This window comes from Arthrobacter sp. Alg241-R88, from assembly GCF_900537115.1.
Classification (GTDB): domain Bacteria; phylum Actinomycetota; class Actinomycetes; order Actinomycetales; family Micrococcaceae; genus Arthrobacter.
In genome coordinates, this window is the sequence record NZ_UNRG01000009.1 from 62,276 (window position 1) to 81,536 (window position 19,261).

At 63.9% G+C, this 19,261-nt stretch carries 17 protein-coding genes; 7 read left to right on the plus strand and 10 right to left on the minus strand.

What is annotated here, in order from left to right:
- Nucleotides 1–20: 20 nt before the first annotated feature.
- From G6R19_RS16825 to G6R19_RS16840, 4 genes are read right to left on the minus strand one after another with little or no spacing between them, the layout of a single operon-like run.
- The gene (locus tag G6R19_RS16825; protein ID WP_163167032.1) at nt 21–1,214 is read right to left on the minus strand and encodes a Gfo/Idh/MocA family oxidoreductase; all 1,194 of its coding nucleotides are present in this window, start codon (nt 1,212–1,214) and stop codon (nt 21–23) included.
- A gap of 30 nt (nt 1,215–1,244) precedes the next feature.
- Nucleotides 1,245–2,150 (minus strand): carbohydrate ABC transporter permease, encoded by a 906-nt coding sequence (locus tag G6R19_RS16830; protein ID WP_163167034.1) that lies wholly within the window; start codon nt 2,148–2,150, stop codon nt 1,245–1,247.
- Between the two features lies 1 nt (nt 2,151).
- Nucleotides 2,152–3,090, minus strand: coding sequence for a sugar ABC transporter permease (locus G6R19_RS16835; protein ID WP_163167036.1), 939 nt, complete (start codon nt 3,088–3,090; stop codon nt 2,152–2,154).
- Nucleotides 3,087–4,415: an extracellular solute-binding protein gene (locus G6R19_RS16840; RefSeq protein WP_163167038.1), complete on the minus strand. Its 1,329-nt coding sequence runs from the start codon at nt 4,413–4,415 to the stop codon at nt 3,087–3,089. Before G6R19_RS16840 ends, G6R19_RS16835 begins: the two co-directional genes overlap by 4 nt.
- 231 nt (nt 4,416–4,646) lie before the next feature.
- On the opposite strand from G6R19_RS16840, the gene G6R19_RS16845 reads away from it, so the two are divergent.
- Genes G6R19_RS16845 through G6R19_RS16855 form a run of 3 tightly spaced genes read left to right on the plus strand, consistent with a single transcriptional unit; the run spans nt 4,647 to nt 8,124 of the window.
- Nucleotides 4,647–5,702, plus strand: a complete 1,056-nt coding sequence (locus tag G6R19_RS16845; protein ID WP_163167040.1) for a LacI family DNA-binding transcriptional regulator — start codon at nt 4,647–4,649, stop codon at nt 5,700–5,702.
- A complete protein-coding gene (locus G6R19_RS16850; protein WP_240341930.1) occupies nt 5,699–6,913 on the plus strand; it encodes a mandelate racemase/muconate lactonizing enzyme family protein in 1,215 nt (404 codons plus the stop codon). The genes G6R19_RS16845 and G6R19_RS16850 overlap by 4 nt, the downstream gene beginning before the upstream one ends.
- Complete coding sequence (locus G6R19_RS16855) at nt 6,910–8,124, plus strand: fumarylacetoacetate hydrolase family protein (protein WP_163167042.1); 1,215 nt, start codon at nt 6,910–6,912, stop codon at nt 8,122–8,124. The genes G6R19_RS16850 and G6R19_RS16855 overlap by 4 nt, the downstream gene beginning before the upstream one ends.
- Here the strand turns inward: G6R19_RS16855 and G6R19_RS16860 are convergent.
- From G6R19_RS16860 to G6R19_RS16880, 5 genes are read right to left on the minus strand one after another with little or no spacing between them, the layout of a single operon-like run.
- Nucleotides 8,049–8,300 carry a hypothetical protein gene (locus G6R19_RS16860; RefSeq protein ID WP_163167044.1) on the minus strand — a complete coding sequence of 84 codons (252 nt, stop codon included), beginning with the start codon at nt 8,298–8,300 and terminating at the stop codon, nt 8,049–8,051. The genes G6R19_RS16855 and G6R19_RS16860 overlap by 76 nt on opposite strands.
- 60 nt (nt 8,301–8,360) lie before the next feature.
- The gene (locus G6R19_RS16865; RefSeq protein ID WP_163167046.1) at nt 8,361–10,724 is read right to left on the minus strand and encodes a glycoside hydrolase family 3 N-terminal domain-containing protein; all 2,364 of its coding nucleotides are present in this window, start codon (nt 10,722–10,724) and stop codon (nt 8,361–8,363) included.
- Nucleotides 10,725–10,726: 2 nt separating this feature from the next.
- Nucleotides 10,727–11,545, minus strand: coding sequence for a carbohydrate ABC transporter permease (locus tag G6R19_RS16870; RefSeq protein ID WP_163167048.1), 819 nt, complete (start codon nt 11,543–11,545; stop codon nt 10,727–10,729).
- Nucleotides 11,546–12,499, minus strand: coding sequence for a sugar ABC transporter permease (locus G6R19_RS16875; protein WP_163167050.1), 954 nt, complete (start codon nt 12,497–12,499; stop codon nt 11,546–11,548).
- Between the two features lie 8 nt (nt 12,500–12,507).
- On the minus strand, nt 12,508–13,806 hold the full coding sequence (locus G6R19_RS16880; RefSeq protein WP_163167052.1) for an extracellular solute-binding protein: 1,299 nt from the start codon (nt 13,804–13,806) through the stop codon (nt 12,508–12,510).
- Between the two features lie 138 nt (nt 13,807–13,944).
- Here G6R19_RS16880 and G6R19_RS16885 point away from each other — a divergent pair, with 138 nt between their 5' ends.
- Together G6R19_RS16885 and G6R19_RS16890 are read left to right on the plus strand one after the other, a co-directional pair.
- Complete coding sequence (locus tag G6R19_RS16885; protein ID WP_163167054.1) at nt 13,945–14,967, plus strand: LacI family DNA-binding transcriptional regulator; 1,023 nt, start codon at nt 13,945–13,947, stop codon at nt 14,965–14,967.
- Nucleotides 14,968–14,999: 32 nt separating this feature from the next.
- Nucleotides 15,000–15,908 carry an aldose-1-epimerase gene (locus tag G6R19_RS16890; protein WP_163167056.1) on the plus strand — a complete coding sequence of 303 codons (909 nt, stop codon included), beginning with the start codon at nt 15,000–15,002 and terminating at the stop codon, nt 15,906–15,908.
- A 73-nt stretch (nt 15,909–15,981) separates the two neighbouring features.
- Here the strand turns inward: G6R19_RS16890 and G6R19_RS16895 are convergent, their stop codons facing one another.
- Nucleotides 15,982–17,148: an endo-1,4-beta-xylanase gene (locus G6R19_RS16895; RefSeq protein WP_163167058.1), complete on the minus strand. Its 1,167-nt coding sequence runs from the start codon at nt 17,146–17,148 to the stop codon at nt 15,982–15,984.
- A gap of 187 nt (nt 17,149–17,335) precedes the next feature.
- On the opposite strand from G6R19_RS16895, the gene G6R19_RS16900 reads away from it, so the two are divergent.
- Nucleotides 17,336–18,364: a LacI family DNA-binding transcriptional regulator gene (locus tag G6R19_RS16900; protein WP_163167060.1), complete on the plus strand. Its 1,029-nt coding sequence runs from the start codon at nt 17,336–17,338 to the stop codon at nt 18,362–18,364.
- A gap of 107 nt (nt 18,365–18,471) precedes the next feature.
- Nucleotides 18,472–19,203, plus strand: a complete 732-nt coding sequence (locus G6R19_RS16905) for a polysaccharide deacetylase family protein (RefSeq protein WP_163167062.1) — start codon at nt 18,472–18,474, stop codon at nt 19,201–19,203.
- The last annotated feature ends 58 nt before the right edge of the window (nt 19,204–19,261 follow it).

Here is a 19,261-nt window from a genome sequence, read left to right on the forward strand (position 1 = left end):
CTTCTCCTGCGGTCACGTTCCTAAACCTTTTGCCACTGGCTGGAGTTGGCGGCGCTGGCCTCCACGGCAGCCAATACCCGCTGGACCTGCAGCGCGTCCGCGAAGGACGGTTCCGGCTGGCGGCCCTCGCCGATCGCAGTGACGAGGTCCACTACCTGGTGGGTGAAGCCGTGCTCGTAGCCCAGGCCGTGGCCGGTGGGCCACCAGTTGCCCACGTACGGGTGCTCGGGTTCGGTGACGAAGATCCGCCGGAAGCCGGCATCCGGGGACCCGGCCACGTCGTAGAAGGACAGGACGTTCATGTCCTCGAAATCAAAGGCAAGGGAGCCCTTGGTGCCGTTCAGCTCCAGGCGCATCGCGTTCTTCCTGCCCAGCGCGTAGCGCGTGGCTTCGAAGACACCGATCGCGCCTGTGGCGGCAGTGCCGCCGTCGAACTTTGCACTGAAGACGGCGGCGTCGTCTACAGTCACCTTCCCGCGCGGCGCGTCGCTGCTGATGTCGCCATGGCCGCCCAGCCCCACCAGGTCACCGGCAAGCGGACGCTCAGGGACAAACGTTTCCAGCAGCGCCGAGACGCCGGTGATGTTCTGGCCGGTAACCCACTGGGCAGCGTCGATGCTGTGCGCCCCGATGTCGCCGAGGGAACCGGACCCTGACGTGCTCTTGTCCAGCCGCCACGTCATGGGGGCATTGGCATCGGAGAGCCAGTCCTGCAGATACTGCGCCCTGACGTGCCGAAGGTCGCCGAGCCTGCCCTCGTCGACGAACCGTTTAGCCAGTGCCAAGGCCGGCGTCCGGCGGTAACTGAAGCCGCACATGGAAAAGATGCCCTGTTTGGCGGCCGTCTCCGCGGCCAGTGTCATCCGTTCGGCTTCCTCGACGGAGTTCGCCAGCGGCTTCTCGCACAGCACGTGCTTGCCGGCCTCCAGTGCGGCGATCGCGATGTCGGCGTGGGTGTTGCCGGGGGTGCAGATATCGATCAGGTCGATGTCGTCGCGTTCGATCAAGCGGCGCCAGTCCGTCTCGACCGATTCCCAGCCGAGCTTGTCTGCCGCGGCCCGCACGCCGGCGCCATTCCTGCCGGCGACCGCGGTGAGCCGGGGCCGCAGCGGCAGGTCAAAGAACCGTGGAGCCGTGCGCCAGGCGTGGGAGTGGGCTGCACCCATAAAGGCGTAGCCGACCATGCCGACCCGCAGGGGCTTTGCGGTGGTCATGTTAGTTGTCCTTTCTAAGAGTTCCTGGTGTTACTTGCTGAAGCCGGCGGTGAGACCGCTGAGCAGCTGCCGGCGGCCTACTACGTAGAGCACCAGGATCGGCAGCGTGCTGAGCACCACCGAAGCGAGCACGGCCGGGATGTTGACGCTGTACTCGCCCTGGAAGTTCCACAAAGCCAGGGGAAGGACGCGCAGGCCGGGGCTCTGGGTGAGGACCAGCGGCAGCAGGAATCCGTTCCAGACGTGAAGGCCGTTGTAGATGGCGACGGTCACGATTGCAGGGCGGGTCAGCGGCAGGGCAAGCCGCCACATGGTCTGCCATTCACTGCAGCCGTCCAGCCGCATCGACTCGAACAGTTCGTTCGGCACATCGCGGATGAAATTGGACAGGATCAGGACCGTCAGCGGGATGGCGAAGGCAATGGAGGGAAGCATGAGTGCCAGCAGGGTGTCGTACAGGTTGAGCCGGATAATCATCAGGTAAATGGGGATGATCGTTGCCTGGAGCGGGATCGCCAGTCCCATCAGGAACATGCCATTGACCAGCTTGAGGAACCTGCCCTTCCCCCGAACGATGGCAAACGCGGCCATGAAGGAAATCAGCACCGTCGGGATGACGGCCCCGAGCGTAACGATGGTGCTGTTCATGAAGTACTTCGCGAAGTCGGCCTCAAGAACCAGCTGGTAATTTTCCAGCGTGGGTGACGTGGGAAGAGCGAGCGGATTCTGGCCGAAGTAGCCTTCCTGCGTCTTCAGGCTGGTGATGACCACGTAGTAGACCGGGATGATGATGATGGCGAGCCAGATCCAGCCGCCAAGGCCTGCCGGGATGTTCAGCCGCCTCATCCGGAAGCCGGGCCCCCGCTGGACGGCGGTGGAGTTGGCCCGGGAACCGGTGGGAGTTTCCTCCGTGCTGCTTTTCAGTGCGGTGCTCACCCTACATACCTTCCAATTGGCTGCCCTGCTTGTCCTTGCCTCCAAGGCGCTGGAGGAACAAGGCAAGAGCAAGGCCGATGAGTACGAGAATGACGGCGATGACGCTTGCCGGGCCCATGAGGTTGGCCCGGAAACCCCGCAGGTACATGTCCAGGGCCAGGATCCGCGTGGAGTTTCCCGGACCGCCGCCGGTGAGGACGAAGATCAGGTCGAAGTACGTCAGCGATCCGACCACCATCAGGGTGGACGAGGTAATGATGGTGTATTTCAGCTGGGGGAGCGTGATGTGGAAGAACTGCTTAATTGTTCCCGCTCCGTCGATCTCCGCCGCTTCGTAGAGCGACTTGGGAATCTGGCGCACGCCGCCCTGGTAGATGAGGGTATGGAACGGCACGAACTGCCAGGCAATCACGAAGATCACCAAACCCAGGGCAAGGTGCGGGACGCCAAGCCAGTCCTGGGCCAGGAAGGGCAGGCCCAGGCCCGTTGCCAAACCGAAGTTGGGGTCCAGCAGGGCCTTGAAGGCAATGGCCACTGCTGCCGAGGAGAGCAGCAAGGGCAGGAAGTACAGCACCGCCAGGGCGGCCCGGTAGCGCTGGCTTCCCGCCGTGAAAACGCCCAGGAGGAGGCTGATCGGAGTCTGGACCAGCCAGGAGGCGATCATGATCAGGAAGGTCAGTCCCAAGGCGTTGTACAGGCCCGGGTCCGCCAGCACGGAGAACCAGTTGCCCATGCCCGCTGCCCCGATGGCACCGATGCCATCCCAGCTGGTGAAGCTCAGGATGAGGACACCGGCCAGCGGTACAACGGCGAAAACCAGGAAGAAGAACAACGCCGGCAGTGTCAGCCAGGCGAGGGCACTGTTTCGCTGCCCGTTGTGCCCGCCGCCGGTTGTGGCGGGGGCGGCAGCCGTACGGGCGGTGGAGACGGCGTTGCTCATTTTCCGAGGGTGCCGTTCATGTTCTCGGCAAACTGCTGCGGCGTGATGGACTTCAGGAACAGCTGGTCGATGTTGTTCAGCAGGGCTTCGGCGGCAGTGGGGCTCAGGGCCTGGTCCCACGACTGCTGGAAGCTCGGCGCGTTCTTGGCCAGGTCGTAGACGAAGTTCAGGAAGTCCTTGTCCGGCGAGGTGTTGAGCTTGTCCTCGATGCCGTTAACAATGGGAACGGATCCGGAATTGATGTAGGTATCAACCACCGTTTCGGTCAGGATGCCTTCCTTGAAGAACTTCTTTGCCGTCTCTTTCTCCGCGTCGGTGGCTTTGGAGGAGATCGACATGTACTGGGCAGGGTTGCCCACGCCGTTCTTGGGGTCGCCCTTGCCGCCGGCGACGGTGGGGAACTGGACGAAGCCCAGCTTGCCGTCCTGGACAAAGTTCTGGCCGCCCTTCTTCATGGCACCGTAGGTCCACGAACCATGCAGCATCATGGCTGCCTTGCCGGTGAACAGAAGCGCCTGGTCTGCGTTGGAGTCCGCAGCGATCGAGGAGAAACCCTTGATGAAACCCTCCGCCGAGACGAGTTCCTGGATTTTGGTGCCGGTCTCGATGACGGCGGGATCGAGCCAGGAATTGGGCTTTCCTTCGAAGATGGCATTGAACACTTCAGGGCCGCCGATACGGTCCAGCAGGTATTCAAGCCACATCATGGACGTCCAGCGTGACTGTCCGCCAAGCGAGAAAGGTGCCACCCCCATGTCGTTGAAGGTTTTCACCAGGGACATAACGTCGTCCCAGGTCTTCGGCGGCTGGACGCCTGCCTTGTCGAACAGTTCCTTGTTGTAGAACAGGACGATCGGGGCCACGTACTGGTTAGGCAGAGCATAAATCTTCCCGTCCACCGTGGCTGCACCGAAGGAGGCCGGGAAGAACTTTTCCTTCAGGTCCTGGTTCTCATCAAACCAGCCGGTCAGGTCGTCCACTTGGCCGGCCTCGGCGTAGGTCTTCAGCGTGCCGCCGCCCCAGCCGTAGATGATGGTGGGGGCCTGGCCGGCGCCAATAGCGGTCTTGATCTTGGTTTTGTACGCATCGTTCTGGAAGTACGTCACTTCGATCTTGTTGTCCGGGTTTGCCGAAGTAAACGCGTCCACTGCCTTTTGCATGGTGGTCTGGTTCGGTTCCCCGGACAGGTACCACATGCTGGCACCCCCGCCGGCACTGGAGGTGCCCGGTCCCGACGTCCCACAGGCAGTGGCCGTCATGGCGGCGAAGGGAGTCAGGGCAGCAAGGGCGAGGAAAGAGCGGCGGGAGGTCTGGGGTTGCTTCATTGCTTCTCCATCTGAAATTGCTTCTTTGCAAATGTTGGGGCGTGAGCTTTGGTGGTGTTTCGAAACATTTCGAACACGTGATTTAGGTCACGGTCTAAACTAAAGGGCCGAACTGGTGAAGGTCAAGAGCTATCCCGGACTTTCTTGGGAAGCCCGAAATCCCACCCTTGACCGCCAGCCGGGGCATGGGAAGAATGAAACCTCCGAAACTTTTCGAAAGGTAGCGAACCTATGGCAGTCAAAATGCCGGAGCGGGCCAAGCCGACGCTCGCGTCCGTGGCGCGGCAGGCCGGTGTCTCGGCGCCTACCGTTTCCAAGGTGGTCAACGGGCGTGAAGATGTAGCGCCTGAAACCCGGGCTCGAATACTCGCCGCCTTGGAGCAGGCGGGGTATCAGTCGCCCCTGCAGCGCCGTGCCACTGCGGAGGCAGGGAACGTCGTGGAGGTGGTCATTGACGTGCTTGACTCCGCCTACATGATCGAGGTTCTCAACGGGGTACTGCAGTCCGCGGCGGCTGCCGATGTTGAGGTTTTGTTGAGCGTCACGGGTCCGGCGCCTTCGAGCCCCCGCGGCCCGGAGCGCCGCGCCCAGCGCATGATGGACGAAGGCAGGGCGGGGATGATTGTGGTGACGTCCGCTTTCAGCGAGACGCAGCTGCATGCGTTCCGCCGCCGCCACATCCCCGTCGTCGTCATCGATCCGCTCAATCCGCCCTCAGCCGATGTGGTGAGCGTAGGAGCGACCAACTGGGCTGGCGGCAAGGCCGCGACAGAGCACCTGCTCGAGTTGGGACACCGGCGTATCGCCTACATTGGCGGTATCCCGGGGGCTGAATGCAACCAGGCGCGGCTGCATGGGTATATGGCGGCTTTGATGGCGCAAGACGTACCCGTGGAGCCCCAGTACATTATTTCCGGCGGCAAATTCCGCCGCGAAAGCGGGATCACCGGGCTCAAGGCGCTGCTTCAGCTCGACCAGCGTCCTACGGCCATCTTTGCCGGAAGTGACAGCATCGCCCTGGGTGTCCTCGGGGAAGCAGGCCGCCACGGTATCCGGGTTCCCGAAGACATCAGCCTCATCGGCTTCGATGGAACAAAACAGGGCGAGGAATCCATCCCGGCGCTCAGTTCCGTAGCCCAGCCCCTGGAGGAGATGGGGCGCGCGGCGTTACGGTCTCTCCTGCGCCAGGCGCGGGGAGAAGTCCTCGATTCCCACCGGGTGGAACTCGCCACCCAGCTGATTGTCCGCGACTCCACAGCCCCTCCCGCGGGCCAGGCCAAGGGGTGAGTTCGGCGAAGATGATCATCTCGAACCTCGACACCGTTGTGGTCGATTTTTACCGGACAAACCTGATCTTCGTCCGCCTGCACACGGACTCCGGCCTCACCGGCGTCGCGGAGGCAACCCTCGAGGGCCAGGAGCACGCTGTACGGGGCGCCGTCGCTGTCCTTGCGGATGCGGTCCGGGGCAAGGACCCTACCCGGATCGCGCAGAACATTTACGAACTCAACCGCGACGCGTACTGGCGTGGCGGGCCTGTGACCATGACTGCTCTCAGCGCCCTCGAGATGGCGATGTGGGACGTTTCGGCACGCGCCCTGGGCGTGCCTGTGCACCGCATGCTCGGCGGCCAGGTCCGCGATCGGGTCCGCGCCTACGCCAACGGCTGGTTCTCCGGAGCCAAAACCCCTGAGGACTTCGCTGAAGCCGCTGTTCAGACAGTTGCCCAGGGCTTCCGCGGACTCAAGTGGGATCCGTTCGAGGCAGCGGACCTGACCCTCGAACCGGGGGGTTTGCGGCGGATGCTCGAGCCCGTCGCCGCCGTGCGGGAGGCCGTGGGCGATGATGTTGAGATCTTCATTGAAGGACACGGCCGGTTCGACGTGCCCACGGCCATCCGGGTGGCGCGCGAAATCGAGCAGTTCCAGCCGGTGTTCTTCGAGGAGCCATGCCCGCCGGACGGAATCGACTCGCTTATCGAGATCCGGTCCAAATCGCCTGTGCCGATCGCGGCCGGGGAGCGCTGGTTCGGGCGGAACACCTTCGTGCCCGTCCTGGCACGGAACGCCGTCGACTATATCCAGCCGGACGTCACGCACGCCGGCGGCCTGCTGGAGCTGTCATTTATTTCCACGCTCGCTGCAGCGCATTACATTCCGTTCGCCCCGCACAACCCGAGCGGGCCCCTCAGTACTGCGGCCACCCTGCAGCTGGGCGCCATGCTGCCCAACTTCCGGTACCTGGAAATCATGGCTTCGGACGTCCCGTGGCGGAGTGAGATCTCCAACGAGCGTCTCCAGCTGACGGAGGAAGGGGACATCCTCATCCCTGACGGTGTGGGCCTGGGCATCGAACTGGACTTCGACGCCATCGCCGAGCACCCGTACACACCGCATCCCATGAGGATCTTCAACGACGCCGTGGCCGACATCAGGCCGCCGGACGCCCGCTCCTACTTCAACCTCCAACCCGCCCCGGTGAGCGCGGACAGCGCATGACTGCCACGGCATCGCTGCACTTCCTCCCGGCCGACCCGGCAGAGGCGATCCTCGTTGGCCGGGTGTGGGATCCGGCCTCCGGTGGCCCAAGGGTGGTGTGTGTGCGGGGTGACGAGGTCCATGACCTCACCCCCAGTGTCCGCACTGTTGCCGGGCTGATGGAGCACGGGAACCCGGTGGACTTCGTCCTGCAAGCAACCGGCGGTCCACGCTGGAACCTGGCGGACTTAGGCGAAGCCTCGCTGGATGCGGACCGGAACCGGCCCCACCTGCTGTCCCCGATCGACCTCCAGGTCATCAAGGCCTGCGGGGTCACGTTTGTGGAGAGCATGCTCGAGCGGGTCATCGAGGAACGGTGCGGGGGTGATTCCAACCGGGCGGCGGAAGTCCGCAAAGTCGTGGCTGAGGCCCTGGGCGGCAGCCTGGATGCCCTGCGCCCCGGGTCCGAAGAGGCGCGGGAGATCAAGAAGGTGTTGTCCAGCCAGGGGATGTGGTCGCAGTACCTGGAAGTGGGACTGGGCCCTGACCCGGAGGTCTTCACCAAAGCCCCGGTCCTCTCCTCCGTTGGTTTCGGTTCCGGCGTCGGCATCCCCGGCTTCTCCTCGTGGAACAACCCGGAGCCGGAACTTGTGCTCGTTGCCGACTCAGCCGGCACGGTTCGGGGTGCAACCTTGGGGAACGACGTCAACCTGCGGGACGTGGAGGGCCGCAGCGCACTCCTCCTCGGTATGGCCAAGGACAATAATGCTTCGTGCGCCATCGGTCCGCTGATCCGCCTCTTCCACCAGGACTTCAACCTGGACTCGCTGCGGAACGAGGACATCACCCTCACCGTGGAAGGCATGGACGGCTACCGCCTGGAGGGCCGCAGCAGCCTGGCCCGCATCAGCCGCCCCTTCGAGGAACTCATGGCAGCAGCCCACGGCCGGCACCACCAGTACCCCGACGGTTTCGCCCTCTTCACCGGAACGCTGTTCGCTCCAACCCAGGACCGCGATGCCGAAGGGCTCGGCTTCACACACAAGCCCGGCGACGTCGTCACCATCAGCAGCCCACAGCTCGGGACGCTGATCAACCGGACGCAGAACACCGAAGACCTGGAGCCCTGGACCTTCGGGATCAACGCCTTGTTCAGCTACCTTTCCCGGCTGGAAACCGGGCCCTCGCCGTCAACGGCTGTGAACTGCACGGACTCCCACGTCTCCCCATAGGGCACCTGATCGCTGAGTTCGACGGTGAAGCTGCCCGGGCCGCGCCTGGTCACGAGGATGCCCCGTAGGGGGTTTTCCTGGGCCAGCGCCCGGAGCTGTTGGATGGAGACGTTCAGCTTGTCGTCAACCTCGGATCTGGTTGTGGCAAGGACGGTCAGGCAGTGCGGCGATCCCATGGGAATTCCTTTCGGGGTTGCAGGCGGCCGTACCAAGGGCACGGCCGCCTGCCTCTTGTCTCAGTTGCCTGGTGTCACCGTGACATCGCAGTGCAGCCGGCGGGTGTGGTCAACGATGCGTGTCTCACCCGTCAGCTGGAACCCGGCCCGCAGGCGGATATCCCCGCTGGAAGCCCCGAAGCGGAGTTCCACATCGCCGGCCTCGACGATCCGCTTGCCATCGCGGCCCGTAAACGATGCGACATCGGCGGGCACCATGAAGGAAACCCTCGCAGACGCTTTCGCCTCAAGCGGCACGCGGGCATACCCCACCAGTTTCTGCACGGGGCGGACCACTGAGGCCACCGGATCGTGCAGGTACAGCTGGACAAGCTCGACGCCGGCCCGGTCACCGGTGTTCGTGACCATGATGCTGGCGTTCGCCGCACCATCCACCGCAACGGTCGAGGGTCCGTCCAGTTCCAGGCCGCTCCATTCGAACGTGGTGTAGCTCAGGCCGTGGCCGAAGGGGTAGGCGGCGGCAGGATCGATGTTGGAAACGCCGCTGGCCTGGGCCAGCGGAGAAGCCAGGTATGACGAAGGCTGGGCACCTGGCCGGGCGGGAATGCTTACCGGCAGGCGGCCGCTGGGGTTGACGCTGCCGCTGAGGACCTTCGCCACGGCCGGCCCGCCTTCCTCGCCGGGGAAGAATGCCTGCACGATTGCGGCGGCGTTTTCGACGGCGGATCCCACAGCGTAGGGGCGGCCGGTGAGGAGCACCACCACCACGGGGACTCCGGTTTCGATCAACCGGTCCAGCAGTTGCTGCTGGACGCCCGGGAGCACCAGGGATTCCACGTCGCAGCCTTCACCGCTGGTTCCCCGGCCGAACAGGCCGGCGCGGTCACCCATCACCGCGATGACCACGGCGGCCTCGCTGGCGGCAGCAACGGCGTCGTCAAATCCCTCGGTGGACAGGCCATCAATGGAGCAGCCGGCCGCCACCGTGATGGGGCTGTCCGGGAATTCGGCCCGCAGGGCCTGCGCCACGGTGGGCAGTTCGATGCCAACCGGAACGTCCGGGTGCTGCCCGCCGACGTGTGCCGGGAAGGAGTAGCAGCCGAGGAAAGCCGCGGTGTTGTCGGCGTTGGGCCCGACGACGGCGATGCGGCCGGGGTTGTGCAGGGGCAGGATGCCGTTGTTGCTGGCCAGGACAATCGACTCTTCGGCAATCCGGGCGGCGAGCTTCCGGTTGGCCGTGGTGTCAAGGGTGACGCTGCCCTCCAGCCCGGCACTGTTCTGCAAATCGGTGTCCTGCAAGGCAGGGGGAACCGCCGACCAGTCCTCATCCAGCAGGCCCAGCTCGATTTTCTGCACGAGCACCCGGCGCAGGGCACGGTTGATGAGGCTGACGGGAACGCGCCCGGCTTCAACCTCGGCCAAAAGGTGCTCACCGAAGGCGTGCATGGTGGGAAGTTCGACGTCGACCCCCGCGGCCAGGGCGGCTGCTGCGGCTTCGCCCAGGGACCCGGCGACGCCGTGCAGGTTTTTCAGGAAGGCGACGCCGAAGTAGTCAGCGACCACAGTGCCGTCAAAGCCCCACGTGTCGCGCAGCAGGTCAGTGAGCAGGGAAGCGTCGGCGGCGGAGGGGACACCGTCCAGGTCGGTGTAGGCATGCATCACGGAGCGTACGCCCGACTCCCGGACGGCCATCTCGAAGGGCGGAAGCAGGACGTCTGCCAGCTCGCGGGCGCCAACGGAGACGGGGGCAAGGTTGCGGCCTGCCTTTGAGGCCGAGTAGCCAACGAAGTGCTTAAGCGTGGCGACGATGCCGCTGCTTTCCAAACCCTGGATGTAGGCGGTGGCCAAGGTTCCGATCAGGTACGGGTCCTCGCCGATGGTTTCCTCCACGCGGCCCCAGCGGGCATCGCGGACCACATCAAGGACGGGGGCAAGGCCCTGGTGCACGCCGACGGAGCGCATGTCGGCTCCGATCGAGGCACCCATCGTACGGATGAGTTCAGCGTTGAAGGTGGCGCCCCATGCCAGCGGCACGGGGTAGGCGGTGGCCTGCCAGGCGGCGAAGCCCGCCAGGCATTCTTCATGGACCAAAGCCGGGATGCCGAAGCGGTTGGCGGCGGCAATGCGCTGCTGGGTGCGCTGAAGCGACAGGGCGCCCAACGCCGGATCCACGGGGGCGGTGCCGAACGGCCTGGTGAGCTGTCCGAGGCCGTTCGGCAGGATCTCATCGAGGTCCACCGCCGGGTTCATCTCATTCTGGTGGGGGGCTACTTCGCCGCCCTCGGTGGAAGCACCTACCCAGATGCCGAAGAGCTGCGCGGTTTTCTCCCGAAGCGTCATGGCTGCGATCAGGCTGTCGGCGCGCTCCTGCGGGGTGGACGCGGTGTCGCGCCAGGGCGCGCTGTGAATTGTGGTTTCTGTCATGATTACTTTCCGCCAGCGCCCATGAGGCCCTGGACAAGCGCGCGGCGCGCGAAGAGGTAGGCGAGCAGTACCGGCACCATGGAAAGGGTCACGGCCGCCAGGAGTCCGGGGATGTTGATGCCGAACTGCGTCTGGAAGTTGAACAGGCCGAGCGTGACCACACGGGTGGATTCAGACTGCGTCAGGATCAGCGGGAAGAGGAAGCCGTTCCAGGCCTGCAGTGCCGAGAACACGGCGATGGTGGACAAACCGCCCTTGGACAACGGCAGCACCAGGCGGAGGAAGGAACGGGCGGGGGAGGCGCCGTCCATGGCCATGGCCTCGTAAAGCTCGGGAGTGATGTCCCGCATGGTGCCGCTGAGGATGATCGTGCAGATCGGGAGGGCGAAGGCCGCCGTCGGAAGAATGACGCCGAGCAGGTTGTCATAGAGGCCTACCGTGTTGATCAGGTAGAACACCGGAACGATGACAGCCTGGGCGGGAATCGCCAGGCCCAGCAGGAACAGGCGGAAGATGGCCGTTGCGGCACGGCTTTGGCTGCGCACAATGGCATAGCTCAGCGGAGGTACCAGCAGCAGGACGAGGCCCACCACACCCAGGGTGACGATAACGGTGTTGAGGAAGTACCTGCCGAATCCGCTGCTGATGGCATCCACATAGTTCTGCAGGGTGAAGCTGGTGGGGAAGGACAGGGGCCCGTTGTCGCCAAACTCGGCCCGCGTCTGGAAGGTGGCGGACAGCATGACGTACAGCGGAACAGCAACGATGGCCAGCCAGATGAAGGCTCCGACGCCGGCGAGGTAGTTCGGACGCGTTTTCATTTAGAGCCCCTCCATGGAACTGCGCATCTTGTCGTACCCGGAAACGCGGACCACAGCGAAGGAGATCGCCGTGGAGATGACCACGAGGACCAGCGCAATCGCGCTGCCGGTGCCGAAATCGAACCTGCGGAAGGCTTCCTGGTACATGTGGAAAGCGGTGATGGTGGTGCCGGTACCCGGTCCGCCGTTGGTCAGGATGAGGACTGTTTCAAAAGTCGTCAGGCCGCCGACCACCATAAGGATCACCGACGTGATGATGCTGTTCTTAAGCTGCGGCAGCGTGATGCTGAAGAACTGCCTGACGGTGCCGGCGCCGTCGATCGATGCAGCCTGGTACAGGACCGGGGGGATCTGGCGGGCGGCACCCTGGTAGATCAGGGTGTGGAACGGCGTGAACTGCCACATGCCCACAAAGATCAGCACGGCAATGGCGCCGGTCTGGGTGCCGAGGACGTTGCCGTCCCCAAACAGCCAGGACAACTGGCCGGGGAGGCCGAAGTTGGGGTCAAGGAGTGCGCGCCACAGGACGGAAATTGCCGCCGAGGACAACAGCAGCGGAACGAAGTAGATGGCGCTCAGGATGGCGCGGTTTTTCTGGTTCCCGGCTGCCCAGACGCCCAGCAGGATGCTCAGCGGAGTCTGGGTGATGATGCCGAGCGCTATAAACAGCAGGCTCAGCCAGAGGCTCTGGAGCATCACCGGGTCCTCAAAAAGAGCCTCCCAGTTCTTGAGCCCCACGAATTTGGGATCGCCGAGGCCGCTCCACGTAGTGAAGGACAGCACCGCTACGGCAACAAGCGGCACCAGCGCGAAAAGCCCAAAGAAGATGGTGGCAGGAAGGGCCCAGACAAAGCCGGGGCGGCTCGAGGTGGAGCCGCCCCGGCGTGTGGGACGGCCCTTTTCAGGGCCGCCCGCACGTGCCGGGCGCCTGCGGTTTGCAAGCGTCGTCGTCATGATTTTTCCTAAAGGCTCTGCATGGCCTTGATGAAGCCGTCTTCATCAATCTGTCCGCTGAAGAATTGGGAGACGGCGGTGAGGATGGTGACAGTTGCCTCCGGCGGGTACGCCTGGTCCCAGGAAAGCTGGAACGACGGCGCTTCCTTCACCAGGCTGAACTGGTACTTGGCGTACTCGGGGTCTGCAGCCTTGTCGAGGAACTTTTCCGTGTTCGTGGTGGTGGGCAGGTTGCCGATGGCCACCTGTTCCTGCACGAACTGGTCCGAGTACATGAGCTTCAGGAAGTCCCGGGCGGCTTCCGGATAGCGGGTGTTCTTGTGGATGGAGTAGAAGTTGTTTGTGTTGCCCACGAGGTTGTCCTCGTCGCCTTTTCCACCCTCGATCTTCGGGAACTCGCTGTAGCCGAGGACATCCGCGGCGAACGCCGCATCATTGCTCTGCTGCGTGGAGTACTCCCACGAACCCATAAGCTCAAAACCGGCCTTGCCGCTGGCAAGAAGGGCAGGCGAACCGCCGTCGGTGAACTTCACGGAGTCGAAGTTGGTGCCGAAGGCCCCTGCATCCACCAGTTCGCGGAGCATCCCAAGCGCTTTGCGGCTTTCTTCGGATTCCCAGACGCTGCTGTCACCTTCCAGCGCTTTCTGGAACAGGCCCTCGCCTGCGACGCGGTCGTAAAGGTACTCAAACCACATCAGCGTGGGCCACCGGTCGCCGGCGCCCAGGGCGATGGGGGTGATGCCCTTGTCCTTGAGGATCTTGACGTCCTCGAGCAGTTCCTCCCAGGTGGCCGGCGGGTTGCTGATGCCGGCGTCAGCCAGGACCTTGGAGTTGTTGAAAAGCATGACCGGCTGGGTTCCCCGCATGGGAACCCCGTACGACTTGCCGTCGATAACCGCAGTTTCAAACACAGACGGCAGGAAAGCATCCTTCAGCTGCGGATCTTCCTTAATGAAGTCGTCCAGTGGAAGCACCAGGTCGGCGTCCACGAAGCTCTTGATGCTGCCGCCGCCCCAGTTGAAGAAGATATCCGGGGCGGTGGGGGTGTCCATGATCGTCTGCAGCTTGGACTGGTATTCGGCACCCGGAATCTTGTCGAGGACGATCTTAACCTCGGAGGTGGCGTTGAAGGCGTCGATCATCTTCTGTTCAACTACGTTGCCTGCGTCGCCGTACATCGCGACGTGGAGTTCATTCTCGGGCCGGCTTGACGCGCCGGACCCGCCGGAGCAGCCTGCCATTGTCAGGCCAAGGGCAAGTGCCGCACCGCCTGCAATAGTGCGGGCGACCCATCCATGGTTGTTCATCTTCGAACGCCTCTCGAAAGTTTCGATACTTTGATCGAAAGTTATTTGACGTTTGCAAGTGTAAGTTGCGTTACACCGAGGGCGCAAGGCGCGCGTTTTTTTGATATCCCCGCCCGAAACTCCCGCTATGCTGGGGTCATGTCCAGCCCAGTATCCTCAGACTCGCGCGTTACCCTCGCTCAGTTGGCAGAGGAGGCTGGCGTATCGTTGTCCACAATTTCGAAGGTTCTCAACGGGCGCTCTGATGTTTCTCGTAAAACCCGTTCGAAAGTTGAGGAACTCCTCGAGGAGCACGGCTATAAGCGGCGGAAGACCACCGCCTCTAAATCGGCCCTCCTGGAACTTGTGTTCCATGAACTTGAGAGTGCTTGGGCCCTGGAAATCATCCGCGGTGTAGAGAACGTCGCAAAGGCCAACGGCATGAGCGTCATCCTCACCGAGAGCGGCACCAGGCATGCTCCCGGAACGGACTGGATCGAAGGGGTAATGGCCCGCCGGCCCGCCGGGGTGGTACTCGTCTTTTCCGACCTGCCGCAGGAGTACCGGCAGCAACTGGACGCCCGATCCATCCCGTTCGTGATCATAGACCCGGCGGGTGACCCTGCCCCCGATGTGCCTTCGGTTGGTTCGGCCAACTGGGCCGGGGGCATGATGGCAACCCGGCACCTCATCGAACTTGGCCACACCCGTATTGCCGCCATCTCCGGTCCTGAGGACATGATGTGCTCCCTCGCCCGGATTGACGGGTACAGCTCCGCCCTGAACACCGCGGGCATCCCCATCGACCGGACGCTCATCAGATACGGTGACTTCCACGTGGACGGCGGCCGGAAACACGCCCTTGAGCTGCTGCAAAGGGAGCAGCGGCCTACCGCCATCTTCGCCGGGAGTGACCTCCAGGCGCTCGGTGTGCTGGACGCAGCCCGCCAGCTGGGAATTTCCGTCCCGGCCCAGCTGTCCATCGTGGGGTATGACGACCTCCAGGTGGCACGCTGGTCCAGCCCCGCACTGACCACCGTGCACCAGCCCCTGATAGAAATGGCTGAAGAGGCGGCACGCATGGTCCTGCGGCTCCGGGAAGGTGAGCGGCCCAACAACCTGCGCCTTGACCTGGCAACATCCCTTGTTGTCCGCCAAAGTACTGCAATCTGCCCCGACTGATTCGTGGGCAGTATCTTCCTGAAAGGAACACCATGTCCAATGCGGGGCCCAACGGAGAGCTGATCATCCTGGAGGCGGGGGACTATAAGGCAACTGTCACCAGCGTGGGAGCCGGACTCGTCAGCCTGTCATTCCAGGGCCATGATATTGTGCTGCCCTTTCCCGGGTGCGAACTGCCGCCAGCCTATGCGGGGAAGGTGCTGATGCCCTGGCCCAACCGGGTGGCCGGCGGCGCCTACACCTTCGCCGGCCAGCGCTATGAGCTGCCGGTAAACGAGGCCTCTACCGGCAGCGCCCTGCATGGGCTTGCGCTGTGGAATGCCTGGCAGGTGGCGCGGCGCTCGGAGAGCGAAGTGGCACTCTCCCATCTCCTGCACGGAGAACCTGGCTACCCGTTCCAGCTCGCGCTCTCCGTGCGCTACGCACTGGACGCGGGCACGGGGCTCCAGGTGGAGCTTCAGGCCGTCAACTGTGGGACGGCAGTTGCCCCTTACGGCTGCGGCTCGCACCCTTACATCACGGTGGGCGGCGAGGACGTGGACAACTGCGAATTGAGCTTCCGGGCCGGCAAAGTCCTCCTGACTGACCACAAGCTCCAGCCCGCCGGGCTCCTGGACACTGAAGGCACGGACTTTGAATTCTCCGAGGCCCGCATGCTGGGTTCACAGTCGCTCGATCACGCTTTTACGGACCTCCCCCGAGGGGACTGGAACGTCACGCTGCACAGCCCCGCCCTCAACCTTTCCGCGGTGGTGGAAGCCAGCGGAACCGACGCGCCCTGGCTGCAGCTCTACTCGGGAGAGCTGCGCGGCCGGAAGGGCTTGGCCGTTGAGCCCATGACCTGCCCGCCCGATGCCTTCAATTCCGGCCAGGACCTTGCTGCCCTTGAACCAGGTGAGTCACATTCCCTCGCCTTCCGGATCCGTGCTGTGAAGGGCTAGTGGCAGGAACCGACAATGCGGCCCGGAACCATGTGGTTCCGGGCCGCATTCTTATGTGTAACTGCCGGCGGTGTTACTGCTGGTAGGCGGGGTGGTGGCCGGCGCGCTGCTCACCGCCCGGGTTGGCCTTGAGGAGCGTGGACTGCAGTGCGTCGTAGGAAGGCTTGCGCGTGTAGTCCTCCCACATCACCGTTGCCTCGCCCTGGCCGCTGAAGAAGACCGGCACCCAGGAGTACTTGTCGTTGAAGCCCCAGATGGTGAAGGACTTGCAGTCCTCAACGTTCAGGCAGGCCTCCAGTGCGCGCTGGTAGTAGTCCGCCTGCTTGGCCAGCTGCGCTGGGGTCGGCTTGGTCCCTGCCGCGATGTTCATGCGGACATCGATCTCCGTGACAGCGGTTTCCAGTCCGAGGTCATCGAAGCGCTGAAGGTTCGCCTGCAGGTCGCCGGGGAAACCGTACTGCGTGCTGAGGTGGCCCTGCACGGCGAAGCCGTCCACTTTGACGCCCTGGGACAGGAGCTTCGAGATGAGTCCGACGTAGGCCGTGCTCTTGGGGTTGATGCTTTCCACGCCGTAGTCGTTGAAGAAGAGCTTGGCCTTCGGGTCGGCTTCGTGCGTCCAGCGGAAGGCGTCAGCGATGATCTCGGGACCAAGTTCACGGATCCAGATGTTGTCCGTGGTCCGGAGGGTGCCGTTGTCATTGAAGATCTCGTTGGCGACATCCCACTGCTGGATCTTGCCTGCGTACCGGCCAACAACGGTGGTGATGTGGTCCTTCAGAATGGAGCGCAGTTCGTCCTTGCTGAAGTTGCCCTGCTCCAGCCAGGCCGGGTTCTGGCTGTGCCAGAACAGCGTGTGGCCGCGGACCACCTGGCCGTTCTGCTGGGCAAACTCGACGATGGCGTCCATCTCGGCGAAGCGGTACTGATCGCGCTGGGGGTGGATGAACTCCCACTTCGCCTGGTTCTCCGGCGAAACCGAACTGAACTCTGCAGCCAGTACCTCACGGTACTGCTGGTCTGAAGTGAAAGGGTTGGCATAGGGCATCGTCTCGTGGTGGCCGCCGCCGGCAACTGCCGTGCCAATCCGGACGTCCTTTGGGGCGGCCCAGCGCAGGGTGTCCTGCTTGGCAAGGCCCGGGGGCTGCGGCTTGTCATTCCCGTCGGCAACTGCGGGCAGTGCCGTGGGGAGGACAAACGCTGACGCCATGACAGCGGCAGCAACCATTTGTGCAACCTTCATTAAGAGCTCTCCTTTGAGTACGAGCCGATTGGGAACCTGATTCCGATCGGACCTTTCCGGAAACTTCCGGAAGTTGGTTGTTGTAGATTAGGAGCGTTTGGGAGAGCGCGTCAAGGGTTTTGCCGAAAAAGCCGTGGCGGGCGGTGCGGCAGGAAGGCCTATACTGGCAGCGACCCAGGAGGAATGCGTGCCCGAGAGCCAGCGCCCGGCAGTCACGATTTCGGCTATTGCTGCCGAAGCGGGGGTGTCAGTGCCAACAGTTTCCCGCGTGCTCAACGGCAGGGGCGATGTTTCGGCACGGACCCGCGAGCGGGTGGAAGCCCTGCTGCGGGACCACGGCTACCAGCGGCGGGGGACACGTCCGGAAGTCCGGTCAGGCCTTATCGACCTCGTTTTCAACGATCTGGACAGCCCCTGGGCGGTGGAAATCATCCGTGGGGTGGAGGAAGCCGCCAACGAAGCGGGGGCCTCCACTGTGGTGTCCGCGATCCACCGCAAAACAAGTCCCACCTCCACCCGGCAGTGGCTGGACAACGTCAGTGCCAGGGCAAGTGACGGTGCCATCCTTGTCACCACCGACCTCGATTCCTTCCTGCGGGCCGAACTGCAGCGCCTGCACGTTCCAGCAGTCGTCGTCGACCCCGCCGGCGTACCGGACCTGGACGTGCCCACGATAGGTGCCACCAACTGGACCGGAGCGGTCGGCGCCACTGAGCACCTCACTGGAATGGGGCACAGGCGGATCGGATTTGTTGCCGGCACCCCTGGCCTGTGGTGCAGCAGGGCCCGGCTGGACGGCTACCGCGCGGGCCTTGACGCAGCGGGGATTTCCTTCGATCCCGACCTGGTGGTGGAGGGGGACTTCGACTACCAGTCCGGCTTCCGTGTCGGGTGCACGTTGCTCGAGCTGCCCCACCCGCCGTCTGCCGTTTTCGCCGCGAGCGACCAGATGGCCCTCGGAGTCTATGAGGCAGTGCGAAAGAAGGGGCTGCGGGTGCCCGAGGACATCAGCGTGGTTGGGTTTGACGACCTTCCTGAAGCACGCTGGGCGTCTCCTCCGCTGACCACCGTCCGGCAGCCGCTGGCGGAGATGGGCAAACTCGCCGCGCGCACCGTGCTTCGGATGCTCCAGGGGGAGGGCGTTGAAAGCCCCCGCGTGGAACTCTCCACCAGGCTTGTGGTCAGGGAGAGCACCACGACGCCCCGCAACGGCTGACGCGCACGGTAAGCCTTTGCGCCACCCTTGACGCCACCTGCTGCCTAAGCCTACGCTGAGCGCGTTCCGGAAATTTCCGGAAATTCCGTGACTCCGATGAGGTAGACATGAACTTCCCACTTCGCCGCCCGTCATTTCTGCGTAAGGCGGCGCTGCCTTTCGCTGCCACCGTTGTGGCACTTGGTGCTGCCGTCCCGGCAGGCCTTGCGGGCGCCGCTCCTGCCCAGGCCGACCAGGCCACCCCCGCGATCGTCGATTCGACCAGGCACGAGGGCAAGTACCTAAGCCTGACTTTCGACGACGGTCCCGATCCCGTCAACACCCCAAAGCTGTTGGCCGTGCTGGAGAAGCACCACGTCAAGGCCACCTTCTGCCTCTGGGGAGACCACGTGAAGCAGCACCCGGAGATCGTCCGCCAAATCGCGGACGCGGGCCACCTGCTCTGCAACCACACGATGCATCACGACAACATGGGCGGCTGGAGCGCTGAGGCCATCAGGGCGGATCTTGAAGAGACGAGTGCGGTTATCCGCGAGGCCGTTCCAGAGGCGAAAATCAACTACTTCCGCGCTCCCTACGGAAGCTGGGGACAAACTCCCGAGGTCGCCGCAAGCATGGGCATGCAGCCCCTTGGCTGGGCCACGGTGGTGGGTGACTGGGATCCGCCGGGAACCGCAGAACTGGTTCGCCGCATCAGGGATGGCGTCACGCCAGGAGGAGTGGTGCTCCTGCACGACGGTGGCGGGGACAGGAGCCAGACGGTGGAAGCGGTGGACCAGGTCATTTCGGAACTGCAGTCCGAAGGCTGGCGCTTCGACCGGCCTGCCCGCCGCGGCTGACCTCCTCGCCAGGCGCAATCCGTCACCCGCGCCCTTGACGGCACCGCTGCCGCAACAA